This is a genomic window from Streptomyces sp. NPDC051636 (genome assembly GCF_044453765.1).
GTDB lineage: Bacteria > Actinomycetota > Actinomycetes > Streptomycetales > Streptomycetaceae > Streptomyces.
Window position 1 is genome coordinate 48572 of the sequence record NZ_JBITDA010000007.1, and the last position, 22636, is coordinate 71207.

At 72.2% G+C, this 22636-nt stretch carries 24 protein-coding genes and 1 pseudogene; 16 read left to right on the forward strand and 9 right to left on the reverse strand.

The genetic code is table 11. The annotated features are described in order from the left end of the window. The first annotated feature begins 22 nt into the window (after positions 1-22). From ACIBBH_RS15255 to ACIBBH_RS15265, 3 genes are all read left to right on the forward strand, one after another. Positions 23-994, forward strand: coding sequence for an LLM class F420-dependent oxidoreductase (locus tag ACIBBH_RS15255; RefSeq protein ID WP_399404709.1), 972 nt, complete (start codon positions 23-25; stop codon positions 992-994). A gap of 95 nt (positions 995-1089) precedes the next feature. Beyond that, positions 1090-1515, forward strand: a complete 426-nt coding sequence (locus ACIBBH_RS15260; protein WP_399404710.1) for an SsgA family sporulation/cell division regulator — start codon at positions 1090-1092, stop codon at positions 1513-1515. Between the two features lie 91 nt (positions 1516-1606). Beyond that, positions 1607-2260 carry a DUF2238 domain-containing protein gene (locus ACIBBH_RS15265; RefSeq protein WP_399404711.1) on the forward strand — a complete coding sequence of 218 codons (654 nt, stop codon included), beginning with the start codon at positions 1607-1609 and terminating at the stop codon, positions 2258-2260. Here the strand turns inward: ACIBBH_RS15265 and ACIBBH_RS15270 are convergent. The 3 genes from ACIBBH_RS15270 to ACIBBH_RS15280 all read right to left on the reverse strand — a co-directional run bounded on the left by ACIBBH_RS15270 (position 2245) and on the right by ACIBBH_RS15280 (position 5350). Next, a complete protein-coding gene (locus ACIBBH_RS15270) occupies positions 2245-2670 on the reverse strand; it encodes a DUF6328 family protein (RefSeq protein WP_399405105.1) in 426 nt (141 codons plus the stop codon). The two genes, ACIBBH_RS15265 and ACIBBH_RS15270, sit on opposite strands and share 16 nt — an antisense overlap. Positions 2671-2861: 191 nt before the next feature. After that, positions 2862-3845 (reverse strand): aldo/keto reductase, encoded by a 984-nt coding sequence (locus tag ACIBBH_RS15275; RefSeq protein ID WP_399404712.1) that lies wholly within the window; start codon positions 3843-3845, stop codon positions 2862-2864. Positions 3846-4141: 296 nt separating this feature from the next. Beyond that, a complete protein-coding gene (locus ACIBBH_RS15280; RefSeq protein ID WP_399404713.1) occupies positions 4142-5350 on the reverse strand; it encodes an FAD-dependent monooxygenase in 1209 nt (402 codons plus the stop codon). A 346-nt stretch (positions 5351-5696) separates the two neighbouring features. Between ACIBBH_RS15280 and ACIBBH_RS15285 the strand changes: the two genes are divergently transcribed. Then, positions 5697-6071, forward strand: a complete 375-nt coding sequence (locus ACIBBH_RS15285) for a tyrosinase cofactor (protein ID WP_399404714.1) — start codon at positions 5697-5699, stop codon at positions 6069-6071. A 33-nt stretch (positions 6072-6104) separates the two neighbouring features. Further along, positions 6105-6926 (forward strand): tyrosinase family protein, encoded by an 822-nt coding sequence (locus ACIBBH_RS15290; protein WP_399404715.1) that lies wholly within the window; start codon positions 6105-6107, stop codon positions 6924-6926. A 28-nt stretch (positions 6927-6954) separates the two neighbouring features. Here the strand turns inward: ACIBBH_RS15290 and ACIBBH_RS15295 are convergent, their stop codons facing one another. Continuing rightward, entirely contained in the window at positions 6955-7662 is a 708-nt protein-coding gene (locus ACIBBH_RS15295) for a ribonuclease H (RefSeq protein WP_399404716.1), read from the reverse strand. A 30-nt stretch (positions 7663-7692) separates the two neighbouring features. After that, positions 7693-8490, reverse strand: a complete 798-nt coding sequence (locus tag ACIBBH_RS15300) for a VOC family protein (protein WP_399404717.1) — start codon at positions 8488-8490, stop codon at positions 7693-7695. A 162-nt stretch (positions 8491-8652) separates the two neighbouring features. Between ACIBBH_RS15300 and ACIBBH_RS15305 the strand changes: the two genes are divergently transcribed. From ACIBBH_RS15305 to ACIBBH_RS15325, 5 genes and pseudogenes are all read left to right on the forward strand, one after another. Beyond that, positions 8653-9660, forward strand: coding sequence for a zinc-binding alcohol dehydrogenase family protein (locus ACIBBH_RS15305; protein ID WP_399405107.1), 1008 nt, complete (start codon positions 8653-8655; stop codon positions 9658-9660). 230 nt (positions 9661-9890) lie between these two features. Continuing rightward, entirely contained in the window at positions 9891-11333 is a 1443-nt protein-coding gene (locus ACIBBH_RS15310; protein ID WP_399404718.1) for a family 2B encapsulin nanocompartment shell protein, read from the forward strand. Between the two features lie 10 nt (positions 11334-11343). Then, a pseudogene (locus tag ACIBBH_RS15315) lies at positions 11344-12390 on the forward strand (family 2 encapsulin nanocompartment cargo protein terpene cyclase); the annotation flags it as partial. Between the two features lie 39 nt (positions 12391-12429). Further along, positions 12430-13308 carry a geranyl diphosphate 2-C-methyltransferase gene (locus ACIBBH_RS15320; RefSeq protein ID WP_399404719.1) on the forward strand — a complete coding sequence of 293 codons (879 nt, stop codon included), beginning with the start codon at positions 12430-12432 and terminating at the stop codon, positions 13306-13308. An 87-nt stretch (positions 13309-13395) separates the two neighbouring features. Beyond that, positions 13396-14268: an aminoglycoside phosphotransferase family protein gene (locus ACIBBH_RS15325; protein WP_399405108.1), complete on the forward strand. Its 873-nt coding sequence runs from the start codon at positions 13396-13398 to the stop codon at positions 14266-14268. A gap of 36 nt (positions 14269-14304) precedes the next feature. On the opposite strand, the gene ACIBBH_RS15330 is transcribed toward ACIBBH_RS15325, so the two are convergent. Continuing rightward, positions 14305-14787: a VOC family protein gene (locus ACIBBH_RS15330; RefSeq protein WP_399404720.1), complete on the reverse strand. Its 483-nt coding sequence runs from the start codon at positions 14785-14787 to the stop codon at positions 14305-14307. A 118-nt stretch (positions 14788-14905) separates the two neighbouring features. On the opposite strand from ACIBBH_RS15330, the gene ACIBBH_RS15335 reads away from it, so the two are divergent. After that, the gene (locus ACIBBH_RS15335; RefSeq protein ID WP_399404721.1) at positions 14906-16111 is read left to right on the forward strand and encodes an epoxide hydrolase family protein; all 1206 of its coding nucleotides are present in this window, start codon (positions 14906-14908) and stop codon (positions 16109-16111) included. A gap of 21 nt (positions 16112-16132) precedes the next feature. Here the strand turns inward: ACIBBH_RS15335 and ACIBBH_RS15340 are convergent, their stop codons facing one another. Beyond that, on the reverse strand, positions 16133-16495 hold the full coding sequence (locus ACIBBH_RS15340; RefSeq protein ID WP_399404722.1) for a helix-turn-helix domain-containing protein: 363 nt from the start codon (positions 16493-16495) through the stop codon (positions 16133-16135). Positions 16496-16876: 381 nt separating this feature from the next. On the opposite strand from ACIBBH_RS15340, the gene ACIBBH_RS15345 reads away from it, so the two are divergent. After that, entirely contained in the window at positions 16877-17764 is an 888-nt protein-coding gene (locus ACIBBH_RS15345) for an RNA polymerase sigma factor SigF (protein ID WP_399404723.1), read from the forward strand. A 94-nt stretch (positions 17765-17858) separates the two neighbouring features. Here the strand turns inward: ACIBBH_RS15345 and ACIBBH_RS15350 are convergent, their stop codons facing one another. After that, positions 17859-18311: an ATP-binding protein gene (locus tag ACIBBH_RS15350; RefSeq protein ID WP_399404724.1), complete on the reverse strand. Its 453-nt coding sequence runs from the start codon at positions 18309-18311 to the stop codon at positions 17859-17861. A gap of 188 nt (positions 18312-18499) precedes the next feature. Between ACIBBH_RS15350 and ACIBBH_RS15355 the strand changes: the two genes are divergently transcribed. From ACIBBH_RS15355 to ACIBBH_RS15365, 3 genes are read left to right on the forward strand one after another with little or no spacing between them, the layout of a single operon-like run. Continuing rightward, positions 18500-18643 carry a hypothetical protein gene (locus ACIBBH_RS15355; RefSeq protein WP_399404725.1) on the forward strand — a complete coding sequence of 48 codons (144 nt, stop codon included), beginning with the start codon at positions 18500-18502 and terminating at the stop codon, positions 18641-18643. Then, positions 18643-19290 carry a PRC-barrel domain-containing protein gene (locus ACIBBH_RS15360; RefSeq protein WP_399404726.1) on the forward strand — a complete coding sequence of 216 codons (648 nt, stop codon included), beginning with the start codon at positions 18643-18645 and terminating at the stop codon, positions 19288-19290. The genes ACIBBH_RS15355 and ACIBBH_RS15360 overlap by 1 nt, the downstream gene beginning before the upstream one ends. Continuing rightward, on the forward strand, positions 19290-19715 hold the full coding sequence (locus ACIBBH_RS15365; protein WP_399404727.1) for a PRC-barrel domain-containing protein: 426 nt from the start codon (positions 19290-19292) through the stop codon (positions 19713-19715). Before ACIBBH_RS15360 ends, ACIBBH_RS15365 begins: the two co-directional genes overlap by 1 nt. Position 19716: 1 nt before the next feature. Here the strand turns inward: ACIBBH_RS15365 and ACIBBH_RS15370 are convergent, their stop codons facing one another. Then, positions 19717-21168, reverse strand: a complete 1452-nt coding sequence (locus ACIBBH_RS15370; protein WP_399404728.1) for a DUF6777 domain-containing protein — start codon at positions 21166-21168, stop codon at positions 19717-19719. A gap of 158 nt (positions 21169-21326) precedes the next feature. On the opposite strand from ACIBBH_RS15370, the gene ACIBBH_RS15375 reads away from it, so the two are divergent. After that, positions 21327-22607 carry a streptophobe family protein gene (locus ACIBBH_RS15375; protein WP_399404729.1) on the forward strand — a complete coding sequence of 427 codons (1281 nt, stop codon included), beginning with the start codon at positions 21327-21329 and terminating at the stop codon, positions 22605-22607. The last annotated feature ends 29 nt before the right edge of the window (positions 22608-22636 follow it).

Here is a 22636-nt window from a genome sequence, read left to right on the forward strand (position 1 = left end):
GCAGGCCGGGGACCCGATACTTATGGTGCAAATCGGATACACGATGATGACCGAACAGGCCGGTCCGCGTGACCTCGTCGACCATCTGGTACACGCCGAGGAGGCCGGCTTCGACTTCTCGGTGACCTCGGACCACTACTTTCCGTGGCTGCGCTCGCAGGCCCACGCCCCCTACGCGTGGAGCGTGCTCGGCGCCGCCGCCCAGGCCACCTCGCGCATCCCGCTGATGACGTACGTGACGTGTCCGACCTTCCGCTACCACCCGGCGATCGTGGCGCAGAAGGCGGCGACGATGCAGCTGCTGTCCGAGGGCCGCTTCCGGCTCGGACTCGGCGCCGGGGAGAACCTCAACGAGCACGTCGTGGGCGGCGGCTGGCCGCCGGTGGACGTGCGGCACGAGATGCTGGAGGAGGCCGTGGAGATCATCCGCGCGCTCTTCGACGGCGGTCACGTCACCCGTCACGGCCAGCACTTCGACGTGGAGTCGGCCCGGCTGTGGGACCTGCCGGAGGAGCCCCCGCAGATCGGCATCGCCGTCTCCGGTGAGCAGTCCTGCAAGCTCGCGGGCCACCTCGCCGACCTGGTGATCGCCACCGAGCCGAAGGCGGGGCTCCTGGAGGCCTTCGACCGGCACGGCGGCACCGGCAAGCCGCGGGTGGGCCAGCTGCCGGTCTGCTACGACCCCGACCGGGACACCGCGGTCAAGCGCGCCCACGCCCAGTTCCGCTGGTTCGGCAGCGGCTGGAAGGTCAACGCCGAGCTGCCGCACCCGGACTCCTTCGAGGCGGCGACCCAGTTCGTGACGCCCGACGACGTGGCCGCGTCGATCCCGTGCGGCGACGACCCGGACGACTTCGTGGAAGCCGTACGGCCGTACGCCGAGGCCGGGTTCACCGAGATCGCCCTGGTGCAGATCGGCGGCGACTCCCAGCCGGCCTATCTGGACTGGTCGGCGAAGACGCTGCTGCCCGCGCTGCGTGACGCGCTCGGTTGAATCGTCAAGGAACGGCAATCACCCGGACGACTGAGCATCTTGTGCGCCGGAGGGGTACTAGAGGGTCCTACGTCGATCGTCCCGGAGGCCCTCGCGTGATCCCCTTCGTGCACAAGACCCTCGTCGTACAGCTCCAGGCGGGCGGTACGGAACGCTGCCCCGTGCTCGCCCACCTCACGTACGACGCCGACGACCCGTTCGCCGTCACCGCGGTGTTCGCCCACGACGGCCGGGTGCTCGCCCGGTGGCGGCTGGACCGGGAGATGCTCGCCGACGGCCTGGACAGGCCGGTCGGCGTAGGAGACGTGCGGTTCCGGCCGGTGGCCACCGGGCCGTGGCACGAGCTGCGGATGGACTTCCTCGGTGACGCCCGCGCCGACGGGGGCCGCCAGCAGGCGGTGGTGTTCGCGTGGGCGCCCGCGGTCGCCGCCTTCCTGCGGGAGACGTGGGAGGCCGTCCCGCCGGGGCAGGAGGAGGTCCGGGTGGACGACTTCCTGGCGCAGATCCTCGCGACGGGCTGAGCGGGCGCGCGGGGGCGGCTGAGTAGCCGTACTCATGCCGCCTGCCGGGCGGGCCGGTCAGGATGAGGGCCCATACGACAAGGAGCCCGCCGTGACCGCAGTGCACCCCGCCCCCCGCCGCGCCCCGCGCTCGACGCTCCCCGTCCTGCTGGCCGGGGTGGTGGTCGCCGGGACGGCCCTGTCGGCGTGGGGCGCGCGTGAGCGCACGACCTGGTTCCTGGAGACGGTGTGGGTGCTGATCGGCCTGCCGCTGGTGGTGCTGACCTGGCGGCGTTTTCCGCTGACCGGGCTGCTGTGCTGGCTGCTGGCCGCGCACGCGCTGGTGCTGGCGGTGGGCGGGCACTACACCTACGCGCAGGTGCCCCTGGGCGACTGGGTGCGTGACACGTTCGGCCTGGCCCGTAATCCGTACGACCGGTTCGGCCACCTCATGCAGGGCTTCGTCCCGGCGGTGCTGGTACGGGAGCTGCTCAGCCGCACCTCACCGCTGCGCGGCAGCCGGTGGCTGGCGCCGCTGACGGTGTGCGCCTGCCTCGCCTTCAGCGCGGTGTTCGAGCTGCTGGAGTGGCTGGCGGCCGAGATCGGCGGGCACGGCGCGGACGCCTTCCTCGCGACCCAGGGCGACGTGTGGGACACGCAGTGGGACATGTTCTGCGCGCTGGTCGGCGCGACCCTGTCGGTGCTGCTGCTCAGCCGGGTGCACGACCGGCAGTTGGCGGCGCTGGAGGGTCAACGCGAGGTGTAACGGCGCCGCGTCCACAGGGGTACCCCGTACCAGCACACCAGATACCAGGCGACGACCGCGGCGACCAGCCACGGCACGTGGCCGTCGTGCGTGGCCACACGAAGGATCAGCAGCAGCGAGGCGGTCATGGTGGCCAGCAGCAGGACCAGGCCGACGAAGGTCAGCCGCGAGGCCATCCGGACCGCCTGGGGCTTCACCCGCCGTCCGGCGACCAGACGGTGCAGGGACACCGGGCCGATGAGGGCGCCGGTCGCGCACGAGCCCAGACAGACGGTCACGATGTAGATGACCTGGTCGGTGTGGGTCAGGTCGGCGTACTTGGGCGTGAAGACGACGGTGAGCAGGAAGCCGAAGAGGATCTGCACGCCGGTCTGGGCGACGCGGACCTCCTGGATCAGCTCGCCCCACATCCGGTCGGCGCGCTCCTCCTCGGTCTCGTTGCGCCCCCGGCGCCGGCCGACGCCCTCTCCGGTGACCGCCACGTTTCCTCCCGTCTTCGGCGACCCGAGTCCTTCTGACTCGCGAGTTCCCCGTAACGGCTCGGTTGTGCCTGATCAACCGTCTGTTTGAAAGATCAGCGGGCGCCGGAGGGCGGGCACCGCTACCAGCGGCCCTCCACCTGGGCCTTGATCCGGCGGTCGTACAGGTCCCGGATCGCGGCGAACGTCTCCTCGGGCGGCGCCGGGAGCCTCGCGGCGGCCGCGTTGGCGCGGGCCTGCTCCGGGGTGCGGGCGCCGGGGATGACCGTGGTGACGCCGGGCTGCTCGATGATCCAGCGCAGGGCCAGCTGGGCGGGGGTGCAGCCCTCGGGGGCGAGCGCGGCGAACTCGGCGGCCGCCTCGACGCCGGTCCCGTAGTCGACGCCGGAGAAGGTCTCGCCCTGGTCGAAGGCCTCGCCGTGCCGGTTGAAGGTGCGGTGGTCGTTGGCCGCGAACACCGTGTCCTTCGTGTACGTGCCGGACAGCAGCCCGGAGGCGAGCGGCACGCGCGCGATGATGCCGACGCCCGCCTCCCGGGCGGCCGGGAGCACCTCGCGCAGGGGCTTCATGCGGAAGGGGTTGAGGATGATCTGGACGCTTGCCACGTTCGGGCGGGCGATCGCGGTCAGCGCCTCGGCACAGGTCTCCACGCTCACGCCGTACGCGGCGATCCGCTCCTCCTCCACGAGGGTGTCCAGCGCGTCGAACACCTCGTCGGAGGAGTACACCGCGGTGGGCGGGCAGTGCAGCTGCACCAGGTCGACGCGGTCGACGCCGAGGTTGCGGCGGGAGCGGTCGTTCCAGGCACGGAAGTTGTCCAGGACGTAGTTCTGCGGGATCTGCTCGACCCGGCGGCCCATCTTGGTGGCCACCAGCACGTGCAGGTCGGGCCTGCCGCTCAGGAAGGCCGCGATGGTCTGCTCGCTGCGCCCGTCGCCGTACACGTCGGCGGTGTCGAAGAAGGTCACCCCCGACTCGGCCGCCGCCTCCAGTACGGCGAGGGCCTCCTTGTCGTCGACGTCGCCCCAGTCGGCGCCCAGCTGCCACGTGCCGAGGCCGACGACCGACGTCCACTGCCCCGACCTGCCCATCACGCGTTCGTCCATGCCGCCAGTCTGTCACCCGGCACCGACCCGCGCGGAGCGGGCCGCTCCGGCCCCGGAACCTGCCCACCGTTCACCCGGACGAGTGATTCGGCTCGACAGAAAGCCTGTACGAGTCAAGCGGGCCCCAGCGTGAGTCCGTGACCGATCGGTCTTCAGTGGGGATGCCGCCCGAGGCCGGCACCGGAATGGTGAGGCGGTCCCGCAGGGGGCGGGCTGTCGGGGCGGGCTGGTCCATCGATGCTTCTGCGGGCATGTACGGAGAGGAGGTGAGTACCAACTCGGCAGCATTTCCCGGGCTATCCGCGGTTGCCCGAGGAGCGCGCGTGCAGGGCCCGTGCCGCCCTCGGCCCGAGCCACCGCTTGAGCCGGCGCAGCACCTCCAGTTGTCCGGCCGCCTTGTCGATGCGGTAGTACAGCTGCGGCGGGACGTACGGCAGCAGCGGGGAGTGACGCTGGCCGAGCAGGGCGAACATCCGGTCGGGGGGCAGGTCGATGTAGCGGGGCAGGTTCTCGTACCACTGGGCGCTGTAGCGGGCGGCGCTCTGCACGGACAGCAGATCGGTCTGGCGCCGCCGCTCGTAGAGGGCGAGGGCCTCCGGGCGCCTGCCGTGCTCGCGCAGGACGCCCGCCAGGCAGATCGCGTCCTCCAGGGCCAGGGTGGTGCCCGCGCCGACGGAGTAGTGGGTGGTGTGCGCGGCGTCGCCGAGCAGGACGAGGTTGCCCCGGTACCAGGTGCGGTTGGTGAGGGTGCGGAAGGTCAGCCACTGGGCGCTGCCGTCGGGGGCGGAGCGGCCGATCAGGGGGTGGCCGCCGAGGACGCCGGCGAAGAGCTCCTCCAGCAGCGCGAGTCCCTCGGCCTCGCTCGCCCGGTCCAGGCCGAGGCCGGTGAAGGTCTCGGGGGAGCACTCGACGACGCAGGTGCTGTGGGTGCCGCTGTAGCCGTAGCCGTAGCACCAGATCCAGCCGTGCCCGGTCTCGGTGAAGGCGAAGGTGAAGGCATCGAAGACCTGGGTGGTGCCGAGCCAGATGTAGCGGTTGCGGCCGGAGGTCAGGCGCGTGCCGAAGTGGTCGCGGTACCGGTCGCGCAGGGTGCTGTGCACGCCGTCGGCCGCCACCACCAGGTCGGCGTCCTCGGGCCCGGCCGTGACCTCGCTCTCGTACTGGAGCCGTACGCCCAGCGAGCGGGCGCGCGCGGCGAGGAGTTCGAGGAGCCGGTGGCGGCCGATGCCGAAGCCCTCGTCGCCGCGGTGGCGGGTCGTCAGGTCCCGTACCCGGGCGACGCCGTCGCGCCAGCGCACCGAGTGCGCCTCGACGGCGTACGCGGACTCGGGGTCGTTGGCCCGGAGTTTGTCGAGCAGTCCGCGCCAGTACGTCACGCCCCAGCCGTAGGTGGAGCCCTCCGGGTCGCGCTCGTGGACGGTGATGTCGTGGGACGGATTCTGCAGCTTCAGCAGGATCGCGAGGTACAGGCCGGCGGGCCCGCCTCCGACACAGACGACCTTCACGCACACACCCCTGACAGTCACCCAAAGTGATCGATTGGCATCGCAGGGTAGCAGGGAGGGGGCGGCGCGGCCGGGCTTCCGGATCACGTCAGCTTGCGGCGGTGAGCGACGCCACTCGAACGGACGGCCGCCGCGAAAGATCACCGGAAATGCCGCCGCACAGGCAAGGAATTTCCGCTTCCGGACCCTGGACACCCCTCCCACGACAAGATCATCTTCGTTCAACTCTGTAGGGCATGCGGCTAATTGTCCGGATCGTAGCCAACCCGATCCGGGGGATTTCTCCCGCTCTCGGGGGACCGATAGGCATGCGGGGTCATCACCGGAACGCACCAGGAGGTCCCGCATGCCGGAACTCACCCGACGCCGCGCGCTCACCACCGCGGCCGCCCTCACCGCAGCCGCCGGAGTCCGGACCGCCGTCGCGCCCGGCGCGTCGGCCGCCGAGCACCACCACGGCTCCCCCGAGGCCTTCGACGAGGTCTACAAGGGCCGCCGGATACAGGGCCGCCCGGCGAGCGGGGGCGGCCACCACCACGACCACGGTGCCGGGTACGCCGTGTTCGTCGACGGGGTCGAACTGCACGTGATGCGCAACGCCGACGGCAGCTGGATCAGCGTCGTCAGCCACTACGACCCGGTACCCACGCCCCGCGCGGCGGCCCGTGCCGCGGTCGACGAGCTGCGGGGCGCCGCGCTGCTGCCCTTCCCCGCCAACTGACCGTCCCCGCCAGCACATCCGGAGCACCCGCACATGACCGTACGCAAGAACCAGGCCCGCCTGACCGCCGACGAGAGGCGGCGGTTCGTCACCGCCGTCCTGGAGCTCAAGCGCAGTGGACGCTACGACGAGTTCGTCAGGACGCACAACGCCTTCATCATGGCCGACACCGACAACGGTGAGCGGACCGGCCACCGTTCACCGTCCTTCCTGCCGTGGCACCGCAGATTCCTGCTCGACTTCGAGCGGGCGCTGCGGCAGGTGGACCCGTCGGTCACGCTGCCCTACTGGGACTGGAGCGCGGACCGCACGGTCCGCGCCTCGCTGTGGGCGCCGGACTTCCTCGGCGGCACCGGGCGGAGCCTGGACGGCCGGGTGATGGACGGGCCGTTCGCGGCGTCCACCGGCAACTGGCCCATCACCGTGCGGGTGGACGGCCGTACGTTCCTGCGCCGCTCGCTCGGCTCCGGGGTGCGCGAGCTGCCGACTCCGGCCGAGGTCGAGTCGGTGCTGACGATGACGACGTACGACACGGCGCCCTTCAACAGCGCCTCGGACGGCTTCCGCAACCACCTGGAGGGCTGGCGCGGGGTCAATCTGCACAACCGGGTCCACGTCTGGGTCGGCGGGCAGATGGCCACCGGGGTCTCCCCCAACGACCCGGTGTTCTGGCTGCACCACGCCTACGTCGACAAGCTGTGGGCCGAGTGGCAGCGCCGGCACCCGGACAGCACCTATGTGCCGGCCGCCCGGACGCCGGACGTGGTGGATCTGAACGAGACGATGAAGCCGTGGAACGACGTGCGTCCGGCGGACCTGCTGGACCACACGGGGTTCTACACGTTCGACGCCTGAGCCCCGCTCGCCGGAGCGGAGTCGCCGGTCAGGCCTCGGCGGCCGTGCGGCACTCCGGGTGGCCCCAGCCCTGCGTGTTCTTGGCGATGGCCTCGCCGGCCGCGTAGGAGCGTCCGCACACGCAGCGGCCCGGGAACTTGGCCTTGATCGTGCGGGAGGACGCCCCGCCGCCCGCCTCGCCGGCCGCCCGGCGGGGCGCCTTCCGGCGTGGCGCGGAGGCGGCCGGGACGTCGGACGACGGTGGCGGCTCCGGCGAGCCGAGGCCGCTGCCGGCCGGGCGCTGGGCGGTCGCCGCCTGGCTGGCGGCGCGGTCGGCGAAGTCGTTCAGCGGGTCGCCGTCGACCTGGTGGGCGGGGACGTAGCGGAACTCGACCGAGCGGCCGTCGAGCAGTTCGTCGATGCGCACGACCAGGTCCTGGTTGGCGACGGGCTTGCCGGCGGCCGTCTTCCAGCCCTTGCGCTTCCAGCCGGGCAGCCAGGTGGTGACGGCCTTCATCGCGTACTGCGAATCCATCCGGATCTCCAGCGGCACATCCGGGTCGGTGGCCGCCAGCAGGCGTTCGAGGGCGGTGAGTTCGGCGACGTTGTTGGTCGCGGTGCCAAGCGGTCCGGCCTCCCAGCGGGCCGGCTTCTCGGCGTCGTCGGAGATCACCCACGCCCAGCCCGCCGGACCGGGGTTTCCCTTCGAAGCCCCGTCGCACGCGGCCACCACTCGTTCACGCATGGCCCCGATCATGCCACGCCCGGACCGGGCGCCCGGCACGCCCTAGGGGACGTCCGTGGTCGTCGGCGTCTCGCCCTGCCTGGTCGTGATGTCGATCACCGAGAAGTTCGCGCCCTGCGGGTCGCTGAGGGCGGCGAAGCGGCCGAAGGGGCTGTCCATCGGGCCGAACCGCAGGACGCCGCCGAGCCCGGAGGCGCGGGCGACGGCGTCGTCGCAGTTGCCGACGGTGAAGTAGACGTTGACGTACGAGGGCACCTCGGGCGGGAACTCCTCCGTCATCCTCATCCGGCCCAGGACGGTGTCGTCGCCCACCTTGAACAGCCGGAAGTCGACGCCCGCGTCCTCGATCCGCTGCGCGGTGTACGGGAAGACCGCCGGGAGGAAGGCGTCCGTCTTCTGCGGGTCCCGGGTGAAGAACTCGGCCCAGCAGTAGGCGCCGGGCACCGCCGTCGCCTCGAAGCCCTCGTGGGTGCCGCCCTGCCAGACGCCGAAGACCGCGCCGGCGGGCTCGCGGGCCAGGCACATGGTGCCGAACTCGCCGACCCGCATCGGCTCCATCAGCACCTCGCCGCCGTTCTCCCGGATCTTCTCGGCGGTCGCGGCGGCGTCCGCCGAGGCGAGGTACAGGCACCACTGCGACTGGCCCTCCTGACCGGGCATCGGCGGCACGACGGCCGCCACCGCCCTGCCGTCCACGTAGGCCTGGGTGTAGTTGCCGTACTCCGACGACGACTCGCCGAAGGTCCAGCCGAGGACGCCGCCGTAGAAGGTCTTCGCCCCCTCGACGTCACTGAACATCGCATCGGCCCAGCAGGGGCTTCCCTCAGGTTGCACGGCCATGGTCGCGGCCTCTCCCGATCGACGTCACCGTCCGGGTCCTCACGCTAGTCACCCTCGGGACGGCCCGCGCGCCGAACCGTCCGGGCCGCCGGAGACTGGGAGGAGACGGCGGCCTTCGACGGGACGGGGCGCGGGATGACGGACGCGACGGTGGCGCGGACGATGCGGGCATGGTCGGTGGTCCGGCCGGGGCCGGTCGAGGGGGATCCCCTCCGGCTCGTCGAGCGGCCGGTGCCGGTGCCCGGGGACGACGAGCTGCTGGTCCGGGTGCGCGTCTGCGGGGTGTGCCGCACCGACCTGCACGTCACCGAGGGCGACCTGCCGGTGCGCCGGCCCGGGGTGACGCCCGGGCACGAGGTGGTCGGCGTGGTCGCCGGGGCCGGGGCGGCCGTCGAGGACTTCGTCCTGGGCGAGCGGGTGGGCGTGGCGTGGCTGCGGCGGACCGACGGCACCTGCGCCTACTGCCTGCGCGGTGCCGAGAACCTCTGCCCCGACTCGCGGTACACCGGGTGGGACGCCGACGGCGGTTACGCCGCGTACACGACCGTCCCGGCCGGGTTCGCCCACCGGCTGCCCGGCGGCCTGGACGACGTGGCCGCGGCACCGCTGCTGTGCGCCGGGATCATCGGCTACCGCGCGCTGCGGCGGGCCGCACTGCCGCCGGGCGGCCGGCTCGGGCTGTACGGCTTCGGGGGCAGCGCCCACCTGTGTGCGCAGGTGGCGCTCGCGGAGGGCGCCACCGTGCACGTGCTGACCCGCGACGAGGCCGCCCGGCGGCTCGCGCTCGAGCTGGGCGCCGCCTCGGCACGGGACGTCTACGACCGGCCGCCCGAGCCGCTGGACAGCGCGATCCTGTTCGCACCCGCCGGCGACCTGGTCCCGGTGGCGCTGCGCGCCCTCGACCGAGGCGGGGTCCTGGCGGTCGCGGGCATCCACCTCGGCGACGTTCCGCCGCTGCGCTACGAGAGCGAGCTGTTCTACGAGAAGGAGCTGCGCAGCGTCACCTCCAGCACGCGCGACGACGCCCGCGAGTTCCTGGCGCTGGCCACGCTGCACGGGGTCCGGGCGCGGACGCACACGTATCCCCTGTCGAGGGCGGCGCAGGCACTGCGGGACCTGAAAGCCGGCCGCTTCGACGGGGCGGCCGTGCTGCTGAACGACCTCTCCTGACCCGCTTGTCGCTCCACTGCGCCCGGGAGTGGGAGCACGGGACCGGCGCGCGATCATCCACACCTGACCCATCCGCCCCGAACGGCATGTTTGCACCACCAAGGAATGAAGCCGCCCCTTTCACGCCGTACCGGGCACCTCCCCCATGCTGTTTGGCTTGTCCACGCGCAGGACCACCTCGTTCACCACCGACCGATCCGGTCACCCCTGTTCACCTCCCGGGAGGGAATGTGTCCACACCGGACAGCGCCACCGGTTCCACCGTCGACGAACCAGCCCCCGACCCCTCCACCGACGGGCACCTCACCAGTCTGAGCACCCGGGCGGCACGCCGGCTCGCCACCACCACCAAGTCCGAGCCGCAGATGCAGGCCATCACCTCGCGGTGGCTGCTGAAGATGCTGCCGTGGGTGGACGTCAAGGGCGGCGCCTACCGGGTCAACCGGCGTCTGCAGCTGCGCTCCGGCCGCGGCCGGGTGCACTTCGAGCAGAACGGCGGCGACGACATCCGGGTCATCCCCGAGACGCTGACCGAGCTGCCGGTCCTGCGCGGCTACGCCGACCTCGACGTGCTGCGGGAGATCGCCGGCCGGTTCCAGCGCCGTGAGGTGCGGGCCGGGCAGGTCCTGTTCGAGGCCGGGCAGCCGGTCACCGAGGCGTATCTCGTCGCCCACGGCCGGTTCATCCGCTACATCAACGGAAAGTACGGCGACGAAGAGGTCGTCGGGGTGGTGAGCGACGGCGCCCAGATGGGCGACGAGGCCGTCGGCCAGTCCGACCCCCTGTGGCTGAGCTCGGTGCGGGCGGAGACGTCGGGCGTGGTGCTGGCGCTGCCCTGGGCCGTCGTCACCGAGTTCACCGAGCGGGTGCCGTCCCTCGCCGCGCACCTCGAGGCGTACGTCGGGCGGCACCGCAGGCCCATGAACCGCAAGGGCGAGGCGGACGTCCCGGTGCAGGCCGGCCACGTGGGCGAGCCCACGCTGACCGGCGGCTTCGTGGACTACGAACTAAGCCCGCGCGAGTACGAGTTGTCCCTCACCCAGACCGTGCTGCGGGTCCACACCCGCGTCGCCGACCTCTACAACGACCCGATGAACCAGACCGAGCAGCAACTCAGGCTCACCATCGAGGAGATCCGCGAACGCCAGGAGTGGGAGCTGGTCAACAACCGGGAGTTCGGGCTGCTGCACAACACCGACTACAGCCAGCGCATCAGCACCTTCACCGGACCGCCCACCCCGGACGACATGGACGAGCTGCTCTCCATGCGGCGCAGGACCAGGCTGTTCCTCGCCCACCCCAAGGCGATCGCGGCGTTCTTCCGGCAGTGCAACCGGCGCGGCCTGGTGCCCGGCACCGCGACGGTCGACGGGCACGAGGTCCCCGCCTGGCGCGGTGTCCCGCTGTTCCCGTGCAGCAAGATCCCCATCACCGGCCACCACACCACCAGCATCCTCGCGCTGCGCACCGGAGAGGCCGACCAGGGGGTCGTCGGCCTCTACCAGACCGGCATCCCCGAGGAGCAACAGCCCGGGCTCAACGTCCGCTTCATGGGCATCGACACCGCCGCGATCATCAGCTACCTCGTCACCGCCTACTACTCGATGGCCATCCTGGTCCCCGACGCGGCGGGGATCCTCGAGAACGTCCAGATCGGCCGGACGGCCGAGTGACGGCCCGGAGCACCCCATGAACGCACCCCCCACCTCCCTTCCGCTGCCCGGCCCGCCGAACCTCGCCCGGTCGGTGCGGGCCCGGCGCACCGGGGCGATCCCCGGTCTGAGGTACCGGCCCGCCGTGCCCGCCGACCCGGAGAAGGCGGCCGAGATCGACCGCAGGCTGGAGGCCTGGGCCCGCGGCCTCGACCTGTTCCCCGCGGCCTGGACGGGCGACTTCACGGGCTTCCAGTTCGGCCGGGCCGTGGTACTCCAGCACCCGGGCGCTGCCGACCTGGAGCGCCTCACCGTCGCCGGCAAGCTGCTGCTCGCCGAGAACATCGTCGACGACTGCTACTGCGAGGACCGGGGCGGCTCCCCGCGTGGGCTCGGCGGCCGGCTGATCATGGCCCAGTCGGCGATCGACCCGTACCACGGCACGCCCGAGCTGGAGGAGGAGTGGCGGCACGGCATGCGGGCCGACGGTCCGCTGCGCTCGTACCACTTCGCCCTGAAGGACCTCGCCGTCCTCGCCACGCCCAGCCAGACCACCCGCTTCACGCACGACATCGCCCGGCTGCACCTGGGCTACCTCGGCGAGGCCGCCTGGACGGAGACCCGGTACGTGCCGCGGGTCTGGGAGTACCTGGTGATGCGGCAGTTCAACAACTTCCGTCCCTGTCTGTCGATCGTCGACGCCGTGGACGGCTACGAACTGCCCGAGCAGGTCTACGCCCGCCCCGAGATCCAGCGGATCACCGCCCTGGCCTGCAACGCCACCACCGTCGTCAACGACCTGTACTCCTTCACCAAGGAGCTGGCGAACGACCCGACGCACCTCAACCTGCCCCAGGTGGTCGCCGCCAACGAGCGGGGCGGGCTGAAGGCCGCCTACCTGAGGTCCGTCGAGATCCACAACCGGATCATGGCGGCCTTCGAGGAGGAGTCCGCCCTGCTGTCCGCCACCTCGCCGCTCGTCGAGCGCTACGCCCGGGGCCTGGCCGCCTGGGTGTCCGGCAACCACGAGTGGCACGCCACGAACAGCCACCGCTACCACCTGCCCGACTACTGGTAGCCCGATGAGCGAGCGCCAGATCCACCAGGAGGAGCCCCGTTGACCACCGCCCCCGTCGCCGGCACCACGTCAGCACCGGTGCCGACCCAGTCCACGTACCAGAACCGCGTCGCGGACTACTGGAACGCCGAGCAGAACCCGGTCAACCTCGAACTCGGGAAGATCGACGACCTGTACCACCACCACTACGGCGTCGGCGAGGCCGACTGGTCGGTGCTCGACGCTCCCGACGCCGGCCTGCGCCGGGAGCGGATCACCACCGAACTGCACCGCCTGGAACACGCCCAGGCCGAGCTGCTCACCTCCCACCTCGGCCCCCTCTCCCCCACCGACCGCGTCTTCGACGCCGGCTGCGGCCGGGGCGGGGGCAGCGTGGTGGCGAACCTGCGCTACGGCTGCCACGCCGACGGCGTCACGATCTCCGCCAAGCAGGCGGACTTCGCCAACGAACAGGCCCGCAACCGGGGCATCGACGGCAAGGTGCGTTACCACCACCGCAACATGCTCGACACCGGCCTCCCCTCCGGCGCGTACGCGGCGTCGTGGAACAACGAGTCCACCATGTACGTCGAGCTGGATCTGCTGTTCGCCGAGCACGCCCGGCTGCTGCGGCGCGGCGGGCGCTACGTGGTGATCACCGGCTGCTACAACGACACCTACGGGCGGGCCTCGCGCGAGGTGTCCCTCATCAACGCGCACTACATCTGCGACATCCATCCTCGGTCGGCGTACTTCCGGGCCATGGCCGCCAACCGCCTGGTGCCGGTCCACGTGGCCGACCTGACCGACGCCACGATCCCCTACTGGGAGCTGCGCAAGCAGGCCGACCACCTGGTCACGGGCATCGAGGACACTTTCCTGAGCGCCTACCGCAACGGCAGCTTCCAGTACCTGCTGATCGCGGCCGACCGGGTCTGAGCCGGGGCGCCTGCGCGGGCGGACCGTCAAATTCCTTCGACAGCGGGCGCGTTGGTCGCTGGAATGGTGCCTGTGTGTGCCATGAAGATGCGTGCGGACGAGGTGGACGTCGACGTCCCCCTCGTCCGCCGGCTGATCGCCGGGCAGTTCCCCGCGTGGGCGTCGCTGCCCGTGGAGCGCCTGGAGTCCTCCGGAACCGAGAACGCCATGTTCCGCCTCGGCGCGGACAAGGTCGTACGGCTCCCCCGGCATCCCGGGGCCGTGGCCGACGTGGCGCACGAGCAGCGCCGGCTGCCCCGGCTGGGGCCGCTGCTGCCCGTGCCGACGCCGGAGCCGATCGGGCGGGGCGGGCCCGGGACGGGCTTCCCGTGGCCCTGGTCGGTGTACCGCTGGCTGGAGGGGCGCAATCCGGTCGCGGGGGCGGTCGAGAAGCCCGGGCCGCTCGCCGGGGACCTCGCGGCGTTCATCCGCGCCCTGCGCCGCATCGACCCCCGCGAGGGGCCGCCCCAGCACCGGGGCGTGCCCCTGGCGACCCGCGACGCGGCCACCCGGGAGGCCATCGCCCAGCTCGCGTACCGGGGGATGGACACCGCCGCGGTCACGGCCCGGTGGGAGGAGGCCCTGCGCGCCCCGGAGCACACCGGGCCGCCCGTCTGGGCGCACGGGGATCTGTCACCGGGCAACGTCCTGGTCGTGGACGGGCGGCTCAGCGCGGTGATCGACTTCGGGACCGTGGGGGTGGGCGATCCGGCCGTCGACCTGATCGTGGCCTGGAACCTGCTGCCCGCGTCCGCCCGCGGCGTCTTCCGCGAGGTCGTCGGCGCCGATGACGCCGAATGGGCGCGGGGGCGGGGCTGGGCGCTGTCGATCTCGCTGATCCAGCTGCCGTACTACTGGGAGACGAATCCGCCGCTCGCGGAGAACTCCCGGCACGCGATCGCCGAGATCCTGGCCGAGTGACGGCCGGCCGCCCGTGCGGGGCGGCCGGCGCGTCGGTCACTCGCCCGCGTACGCCTTCTCCAGTTCGGCCACGTCGAGCTTGCCCATGGACATCATGGCCCGGGTGGCGCGGGTCGCCTTCTCCTGGTCCGGGTCGCCGATCATGTCGATCAGCCGGTCGTAGACGACCTGCCAGGAAACGCCGTACCTGTCCTTGAGCCAGCCGCAGGGGCCGCCCTCGCCGCCGTTCTCGGTGAGCTTGTTCCAGTAGTAGTCGATCTCCTCCTGGTCCGAGCACATGATCTGGAAGGAGACGGCCTCGTTGAACTTGAACTCCGGGCCGCCGTTGAGCGCGACGAACTTCTGGCCGTTGGCCGTGAACTCGACGGCCAGCACGGAGCCGGCCGGGCCGGGACCGGCCTCGTTGTAGCGGCCGATCCGGCCGATGCCGGAGTTCTTGAAGACCGAGACGTAGAAGTGGGCGGCCTCCTCGGCCTGGCCGTCGTACCAGAGACACGTGGTGAATCCGTCGGTGGTCATGAGCACCTCCTGGGGCGTGGAACGCGGTCACCTGTGTCGACCGATCCTCGACCCGGAACTCATCGGCCGGGCCGGCGATTAATCCGGATGGCGGAAGCGCGGCACTAGCATCGGGGCCATGACGTCACCGCCTGCCGACAGCATCCGGCCCTTTCGTCTCGCGATCCCCCAGGGCGACCTCGACGACCTGCACGAGCGCCTCGACCGCACCCGGTGGCCGGACGAACTGCCGGGCGCGGGCTGGGCGTACGGGGTACCGGCGGGCTATCTGCGGGACCTCGTGCGGTACTGGCGGCACGCGTACGACTGGCGTGCGGCCGAGGCGCGGCTGAACGCGTGGCCGCAGTTCACCACCACGGTCGACGGGGCGCACATCCACTTCGCGCACGTGCGCTCCCCGGAGCCGGACGCCACCCCGCTGGTCCTCACGCACGGCTGGCCGGGCTCGATCGCCGAGTTCCTGGACGTCGTCGGGCCGCTCACCGATCCCGCGGCGCACGGCGGTGATCCGGCCGATGCCTTCCACGTCGTGGTACCGAGCATCCCGGGTTTCGGACTGTCCGGGCCGACGACGCGGACGGGCTGGGAGGCGGTCCGGGTCGCCGACGCCTGGGCGGAGCTGATGCGGCGGCTCGGCTACGAACGGTTCGGCACCCAGGGCGGCGACTGGGGCGCGGTGATCTCGCGTGAGCTGGGCCGCGCGCATCCCGACCGGGTGATCGGCGTCCACCTCAACCTGCTGCCGGGCGCCCAGGCGCTCACCGAGCCCACGGCCGGGGAACTGGCGGAGCTCGGTCCCGAGGAGCGGGAGCGCACGCTCGTGTCGTGGCGCCGGTGGGAGGCGTGGTCACGCGAGGGGGCCGGGTACGCCATGCTGCACTCCACCCGGCCGCAGACCCTGGCGTACGCCCTGACCGACTCGCCCGTCGGCCAGCTCGCCTGGATCGTGGAGAAGTTCCGGGAGTGGACGGACTCCCAGGAACTGCCGGAGGAGGCCGTCGACCGGGACCAGCTGCTGACGAACGTGATGCTCTACTGGCTGACCGGTACGGCGGGCTCGTCCGCCCGGATCTACTACGAGCGGGCGCACGCCACCGGCCGGGCCACCGCCCCGGCCGAACCGTCGACGGCCCCCACCGCGCTGGCGCTGTTCCCGGCCGAACTCCACATGGCGCTGCGGCACAAGGCGGACCGGACGGACAACATCGTGCGCTGGACGGAGTTCGACCGGGGCGGGCACTTCGCCGCCATGGAGGAACCCGACCTGCTCGTCGGTGACGTGCGGGCGTTCTTCCGGCAGTTGCGCGAGAAGGACGTCGACTGAGCCCGTACCGGTCGCGCCCGGTCAGGCGGCCAGGCACAGCCCCCGGTACGGCGCGCGGGACGCCCGGCGGCTCCCGTTCGCCTGCCGGGTGAGCTCCCCCTGGGCCAGCGAGAGCAGGTCCCCGAGACCCAGGCCGAGCGCGTGGGCGGCGGCCGCGAGGACCTCCGAGGAGGCCTCCTTGCGACCGCGCTCGATCTCCGAGAGGTACGGCAGGGAGATCCGCGCCGCGTCGGCGACATCCTTGAGCGTGCGCTCCTGCGTCAGGCGCTCACGGCGCAGGACGTCACCGACCAGGTCGCGCCAGAGGGGCTCCCTCGGTGCGCGGGCCGGGGTTTGGGGGTGAAGGGGGATGACGCGGCCCTGGTTCGGCGCTTGGTTGCTCACCCGTTCAGCCTAGGAGCCGAGGCCATCCGGGGAAGGGATCGGGAGCGGATCGGCATTCCGCCCTGAGGGAAATCACGGTTCCGGACGCGGTGGTGTGCGCGACCGCGTTCCGCGGATACACCACCGACTGCCGCCTCGGCCCGCCGCTGACGTACTCGGGTCACCCCGTGCTCGGCCAGCGGTCGGTAACCTGCGGAAACCACCGGTTTCCGCCACTTCGGCGGACGGCCCGCATGCGCAGCGTCACTCGGGGTACCCGCACCGTGGGACACGCATGGATGACCGCATTCCGGGTACCCGCCCGCCACAGTCCAAGGCAGGCATCCGGAAACACCGAGCCGAAAAGGCAGACGTCGAACCGTGACTTTCGTGGGAGAGGTAATGAATACCGCCGGGATCCGGTCGGAAGCAGTGGTCGCCGAGAAGACCGCCGAGGACAGGACGGGCGAGGGATCACTGCCTGGAATCGAGGACCCGAGCGCGATCGCTCCGCGTGACGCGCGCGAGCTGTCCCGCCAGTTCTTCCGACGGCTGACCGAGCTGGAAGAGGGCACGCACGAGTACCAGTACGCCCGCAACACCCTCATCGAGATGAACATGTCGCTGGTGCGGTTCGCGGCGGGACGGTTCCGCAACCGCGGTGACGACATGGAGGACATCGTCCAGACCGGAATGATCGGCCTGATCAAGGCCATCGACCGGTTCGAACTGTCGCGCGAGGTGGAGTTCACCTCGTTCGCGCTGCCGTACATCGTGGGCGAGATCAAGCGGTTCTTCCGCGACACCACCTGGGCGGTGCACGTGCCGCGGCGGCTGCAGGAGCTGCGGGTCGAGCTCGCCAAGGCGCGCGAGGAGCTCTCCAGCCGGCTGGACCGCGATCCCACGGTCGGTGAGCTCGCCACTCTGATGAACATCTCCGAGAACGAGGTCGTCGAGGCCCAGCTGGCCGCCAACGGATACAACTCCGCGTCGCTGGACGCCGCGCTCACCGGGGACGGCCCCGAGGACGGCGAGGCGGTGCTCGCGGACTTCATCGGCGTCGAGGAGGAGGGGCTGCGGCTGGTGGAGGACTTCCACTCCCTCGCCCCGCTCATGGCCGAACTCAGCGAACGGGACCGGCAGATCATCCACATGAGGTTCGTGGAGGAGGCCACCCAGGCGGAGATCGGCGAACGGCTCGGCTGCTCGCAGATGCACGTCTCACGCCTGATCAAGCGGATCATCACACGCCTGCGGCAGGGCATGCTGGGCGAGCTGGGCTGCGCCTGACGCCGCGGGTCGCCGGACTCCGCCCTTGTGCCGACTCTTCCCGGCCGGCGGGCGGCGTCCGACGACTCGTGACGGCTCAACGGCTCCTGACGGCTCAATGGGGAAGGTTCACCAGAGCGCGCACCTTCTTGCCGACGGGTATGCGTTCGGCGGTGACCTCCGCGGCCAGCGCGTGCACGATCTCCAGGCCGTGGCGGCCTACGCGTTCTGGGTCGCGCGGGAAGCGGCGGGGCAGGGCGACGCTGCTGTCGTAGACGGACACCGAGACGGCCGTGTCCGTTCCTTCCAGCTCCAGGATGTACGGCCCGTTGCTGTGCCGGTCGGCGTTCGTGACCAACTCGCTGACCACCAGCAGCAGTTCACCGTCGGCGCGTGCGTCGATGCGGGCGCACCACTCGTTCCTCAGTTGCTCGAGGAACTGGGCGGCGAAGGACCGCGCCTCGGCGATGCACCCGGGTTCCCCGGTGTAGTGCGCCGCCCGTCGCAGCGGTTCCACGGGCACGTCGAAACCACTCGGTATCACTGCCTCGTCCACGTGGTCGGTCATGCGTTTCTCTTTCGGAATCCGGCCCGGCCGGTCACTACTGCACCAGTCCTCGTACCCCGACGGGCGCCGCGCAGTCCAGCCCGGCCGTTCGCCGTCCGCGCACAGTGGGCATCCGCGCGGCGCTCCGGGGCACCCGGACGGTGAGAACCCGGCCGAAAGCGGCCGGGACGGACGGCCGGAGGTGGACGGTGGTCTGGTGGGTGTGGCTGGTCCTGGCGGTGGCCGCGGTGGCGGTCACGGCGCTGCTGGCGCTGGGCATCCAGGCCGGCCGGCGGTCCGGGACGGTGATCGCGGTGCGGCGCGGACGCCGGTACGGCGGACGGGGTGTGTGATGGCCGGACGGATCCTGTCGGAGCCCGGGCGGATGGGCTCGGAGCTGATGGCCGCGCGCAGTCTGACGACCCTGCCGGTCGTCACACTCGCGGGTGACGCGGTCGCGCAGATCAAGGACACGGTCTTCGACGCCCCGGCCGGCCGCATCACCGGCTTCACGCTGAGCGGGCGGGGCCTGTTCTCCGGCCCGCTGAAGCGGAGCCTGCCCTGGTCGGGCGTGCACTCGCTGGGGCATCACGCGGTGATGATCCGCGATCCCGGCGCCCTGGCCGAGGCGGGCGCCGTGGTGGTCCGCAAGGAGGCGGCCAAGGGCCGGGTGCTGGGTGCGAAGGTGCTCACGGACGCGGGGACGGAGGTCGGCAAGGTGCTCGACGTCGTCGTGGAGGGCGGCAGCAGCGGCCGGGTCGTGGGCTTCCGGATCGCGGCGAGCAAGTCCCTGACGTCCGGCTCGAGCCGCCGCCGGCACAAGGTGTACGTCCCGCGGGGCGAGACCCTGGCGGTCTCCGGCCAGGCCCTGGTCGTCCCCGCGGACGCGACACTGTACGTGGCCGAGGACCTCCCGAGCTTCGTCGGGCAGGTGCAGGCCTTCCACGCCCGGTACGGCGCGGATCATCTGCCCCGCCCGCCGAAGGGGCCGCTGCCGTGATGCTGTACTCGCAGGTGCGCAACCTGCCCGTGCTGACGCTCACGGACGCGGCCGAGATCGGTGTCGTGAAGGCCCTGACGGTCGACGCCGCGGCGCGGGCGGTCACGCACGTCCGCGTCGGCGCGCGGCACGGCCGGGGGGACACCGTGCTGCCCTGGGAGGCGCTGCACGCGGTCGGCGCCGACGCCGTGCTGGTCCGCCGGGATCCGGCCGCGGAGACCTCCGCGCCCGCCGCGCCGCCGCACCACGAGGCGCTGCACCAGCGGATCCTGACCGAGGCCGGTGACGAGCGCGGCACCGTCCAGGACCTCGCGTTCGATCCGGAAACCGGCCGCGTGGAGACGGTCTTCACCGCACTCGGCACGATCCCGGCCGACCGCCTGCTGGGCCTGGGCGACTACGCCATGGTCGTCCGCGCCGGCTGAGTCACTGCTCCGGGGAATTCGTCATCGGGGCCTCCGGGGCGTCGGAGGTCACCTCTTCGGAGGTTGGGGACTCCCCCGTACTCTCGGATCCGGAGGACGGCGGTACCAGGTTCTGCGAGGACGGCGTCTCCGACGACGGCATGTCCGAGGACGGGGTGTCCGACGACCGGTTGTCCGAGGACGGGGTGTCCGAGGACGGGGTGTCCGAGGACGGGTTGTCCGAGGACGGGTTGTCCGAGGACGGGTTGTCCGAGGACGGCGTCTCCGAGGACGGCGGTACCAGGTTCTCCGACGACGGGGTGTCCGAGGACGAGGTGTCCGAGGAGGTGTCCGACGACGGGGTATCCGAAGACGGCGGTACCAGGTTCTCCGACGACGAGGTACCCGAGGACGGCGTCTCCGACGAAGGAGACTCCGGGCCTCTCGACGGCGGCGGGCACGGTGGCTTCTGACCCGGCGAGGACGCGCACTCCGGGGGCCGCGACGGCGGGTTGGGGTCGAACGGCCTCGCCGGCGGCCTGCTCTGCTGGTCCTTGTGTCCCGTGTCACCCCGGTGACGGTGGAACCAGCCGTGGTGGTGGGGGTCGTAGATGACGAAGACCTTGATGACCACCGGCGCGGGCGTGACCACGACGACGTTCGAGGGGCGGTACGACGGCCACACGTGCCCCGCCAGCTTCGGCGTGGACTTCTGTGCCACGGGCGGGGCCAGCGGGTTGCCGCAGGCGCAGCGCACCCGGGGCACGCCGTGGCCGTCGACGAGGACGGCCGTGCCCGCCTGGAGGACGGACTGGTAGTGGGTGGCGGCGCCGTCGCGGTAACCGTGGTTGGTGACGCGGGTGTCCGCGCGCAGCTGTACGGGGGTGAGCGAGTGGAGATAGGCGGGGACGCCGGACGGCTGGACGCCGGCGGCGGAGGCCCACGCCCTGTTCTTGGCGGGGTCCGCCTGGAGGGCATGGCTCTGCTTGTTCACATCGCAGGCGGGGACGTTGCGGGTGCCGCTGTAGAGGCCCTCCGACGCCCCGTTCACGCCCCGCACCGTGGTGACCGGCCCGGACGACGAGACGGCCGGCGCGGAGGGGGTGACCTGCGGGGACGAGGGGGCCGGGGAGACGGTGACCGGCGGAACGGAGCTGGTCGTCGCCGTGGACGGCGTGAACGGGTCCGGGCCCGTGCTGCCCGCGGCCTGGGGGAATATCTCGCCGCCCTTCCCCGAACCGCCGTCCGGGCGGGTGAGGACCACGGCCAGGACGGCGACCGCCACGACGGCGGCGGTGAGCGCGGCGATGCGGGGCACGGAGCGCCACCACGGCCGGTGCGGGTGCGGTTCTCCCGTGCCGGCGCCTCCCGTCGGTGGTACCGGGGGCCCCGTCGGCGGCTGGGAGGGGCCGCCCGACAGCGGGCCGGAGGGCGGTCCTGTGGGACGGTCGGAGAACGGCGGTTCGGCGCTCACGAGCTCTTCTTCCGACGCGGAATGCGGCCTTCGCTGGCAAACGGCCGCTTTGCTGCACGATGATCCCATTGTGTGCTCCGGTCCCTGACGGCCCGCAACACGACGCGGACGGCCCACCCGGCGGGCGCGTCGCCCGGAGGGCTGCTTAGCGTGGCAGCGTGACCCCCCGCACCGCCTCCGACCAGACCGTCGCCCGACACGGCTGGTGGCAGGCCGTGACCACGGTGCTGGCCGGGGTGTTCACCATGGTCGTCGTCGCCGCGCTGGGGTTGTGGGCGGCGGGCGCGGCGGACCTTCCTGAGGACGCGTTCCCCCGGGTGGTGATGGCCACCGTGGTGACGGCCGTCGGCGGCACCGTCCGGCTCGCGGGCGATGCCGGACCCCTCGCCAGGACCCAGGTGGGGCTGACCGTGATCCCCCTCTCGGTCACGCTCGCCGGGGCCCTCGCGGTCGCCGCGGGCTTCCTGCAGCCGCTGCGGCACCGGGCGGTCGCGGGCGCGGCCGAACTGGCCGGGTGGGCCGCCCGTATCGCCGTGCTGTGGCTGCTCGCGCTGACCGGCCTGGCCCTGGGGGCGCGGCAGACCTTCGCCGTCGACCCCGGCAACGGCACGCTCAGTGACCTCACCGACCTGTTCGACGCGGCGCCGAAGGTCGGGTTCACCACGGACATGCCGCTGACCGTGCTGTTCGGACTGCTGTGGCTGGCGGGCGTCCTGGTGCTGGCCCTGCTGGTGTCGCGCGCGGCGCCGCTGCCGGGACGGCTGCTGCGCTCGCAGGAGTCGGTACGTCCGGCCGCGTACGCCATGGTCGTGCTGCTGCTCGCCTGTGTCGTCGTGGGCATCGTCGTCGCGCTGGTGAAGGCGGCCCGCGGGCACCCCCTGGAGACGCTCGCGCTGATCCTGCTCGGCATGCCCAACCTGGCCTGGCTGGCCTTCACCCTCGGCCTGGGCGTCACCTGGCACGGCCGGGTGGACGGCCCGTTCGGGCTGCCCGTGCCCCGGATCCTCGACGAGCTGCTGCGCACCCCGGACGTCTCCACCCTGAACCTGCGTACGCTCGCCGAGCACGATGCCCACGCGTGGTGGCTGCTGGTGGTGGACGCGGCGCTCCTGCTGGCGGCCGCGTTCCTGATGGCGGCTCGCTCCCCCGCCCGCGTACGGGCCTGGCGGCACGCCGTGCGTATGGCCGTCGCCCTCAGCCTGACGGTCCTGACGATCTGCCTCGTCGGCCGCGTCTCCGCCCACTACGGCCTGTCCCTGCTCGGCATCGGCGACCTGGGCGGCGACCTGTCCGGAGAACTCCTTCTACGCCCCCGGTTGTGGCCCGCCCTGGGCCTGGCCGCGCTGTGGGGCCTGATCACCGGCTTCCTGGGCGCGCTGCTGGCGCGGCCGGTGCGGCGGCGGGGCGAGGCGAGGGCGAGCGGTCCTGGTCGGCGCTGACACCTCCCGCCCGTGCCACGCGACGACCT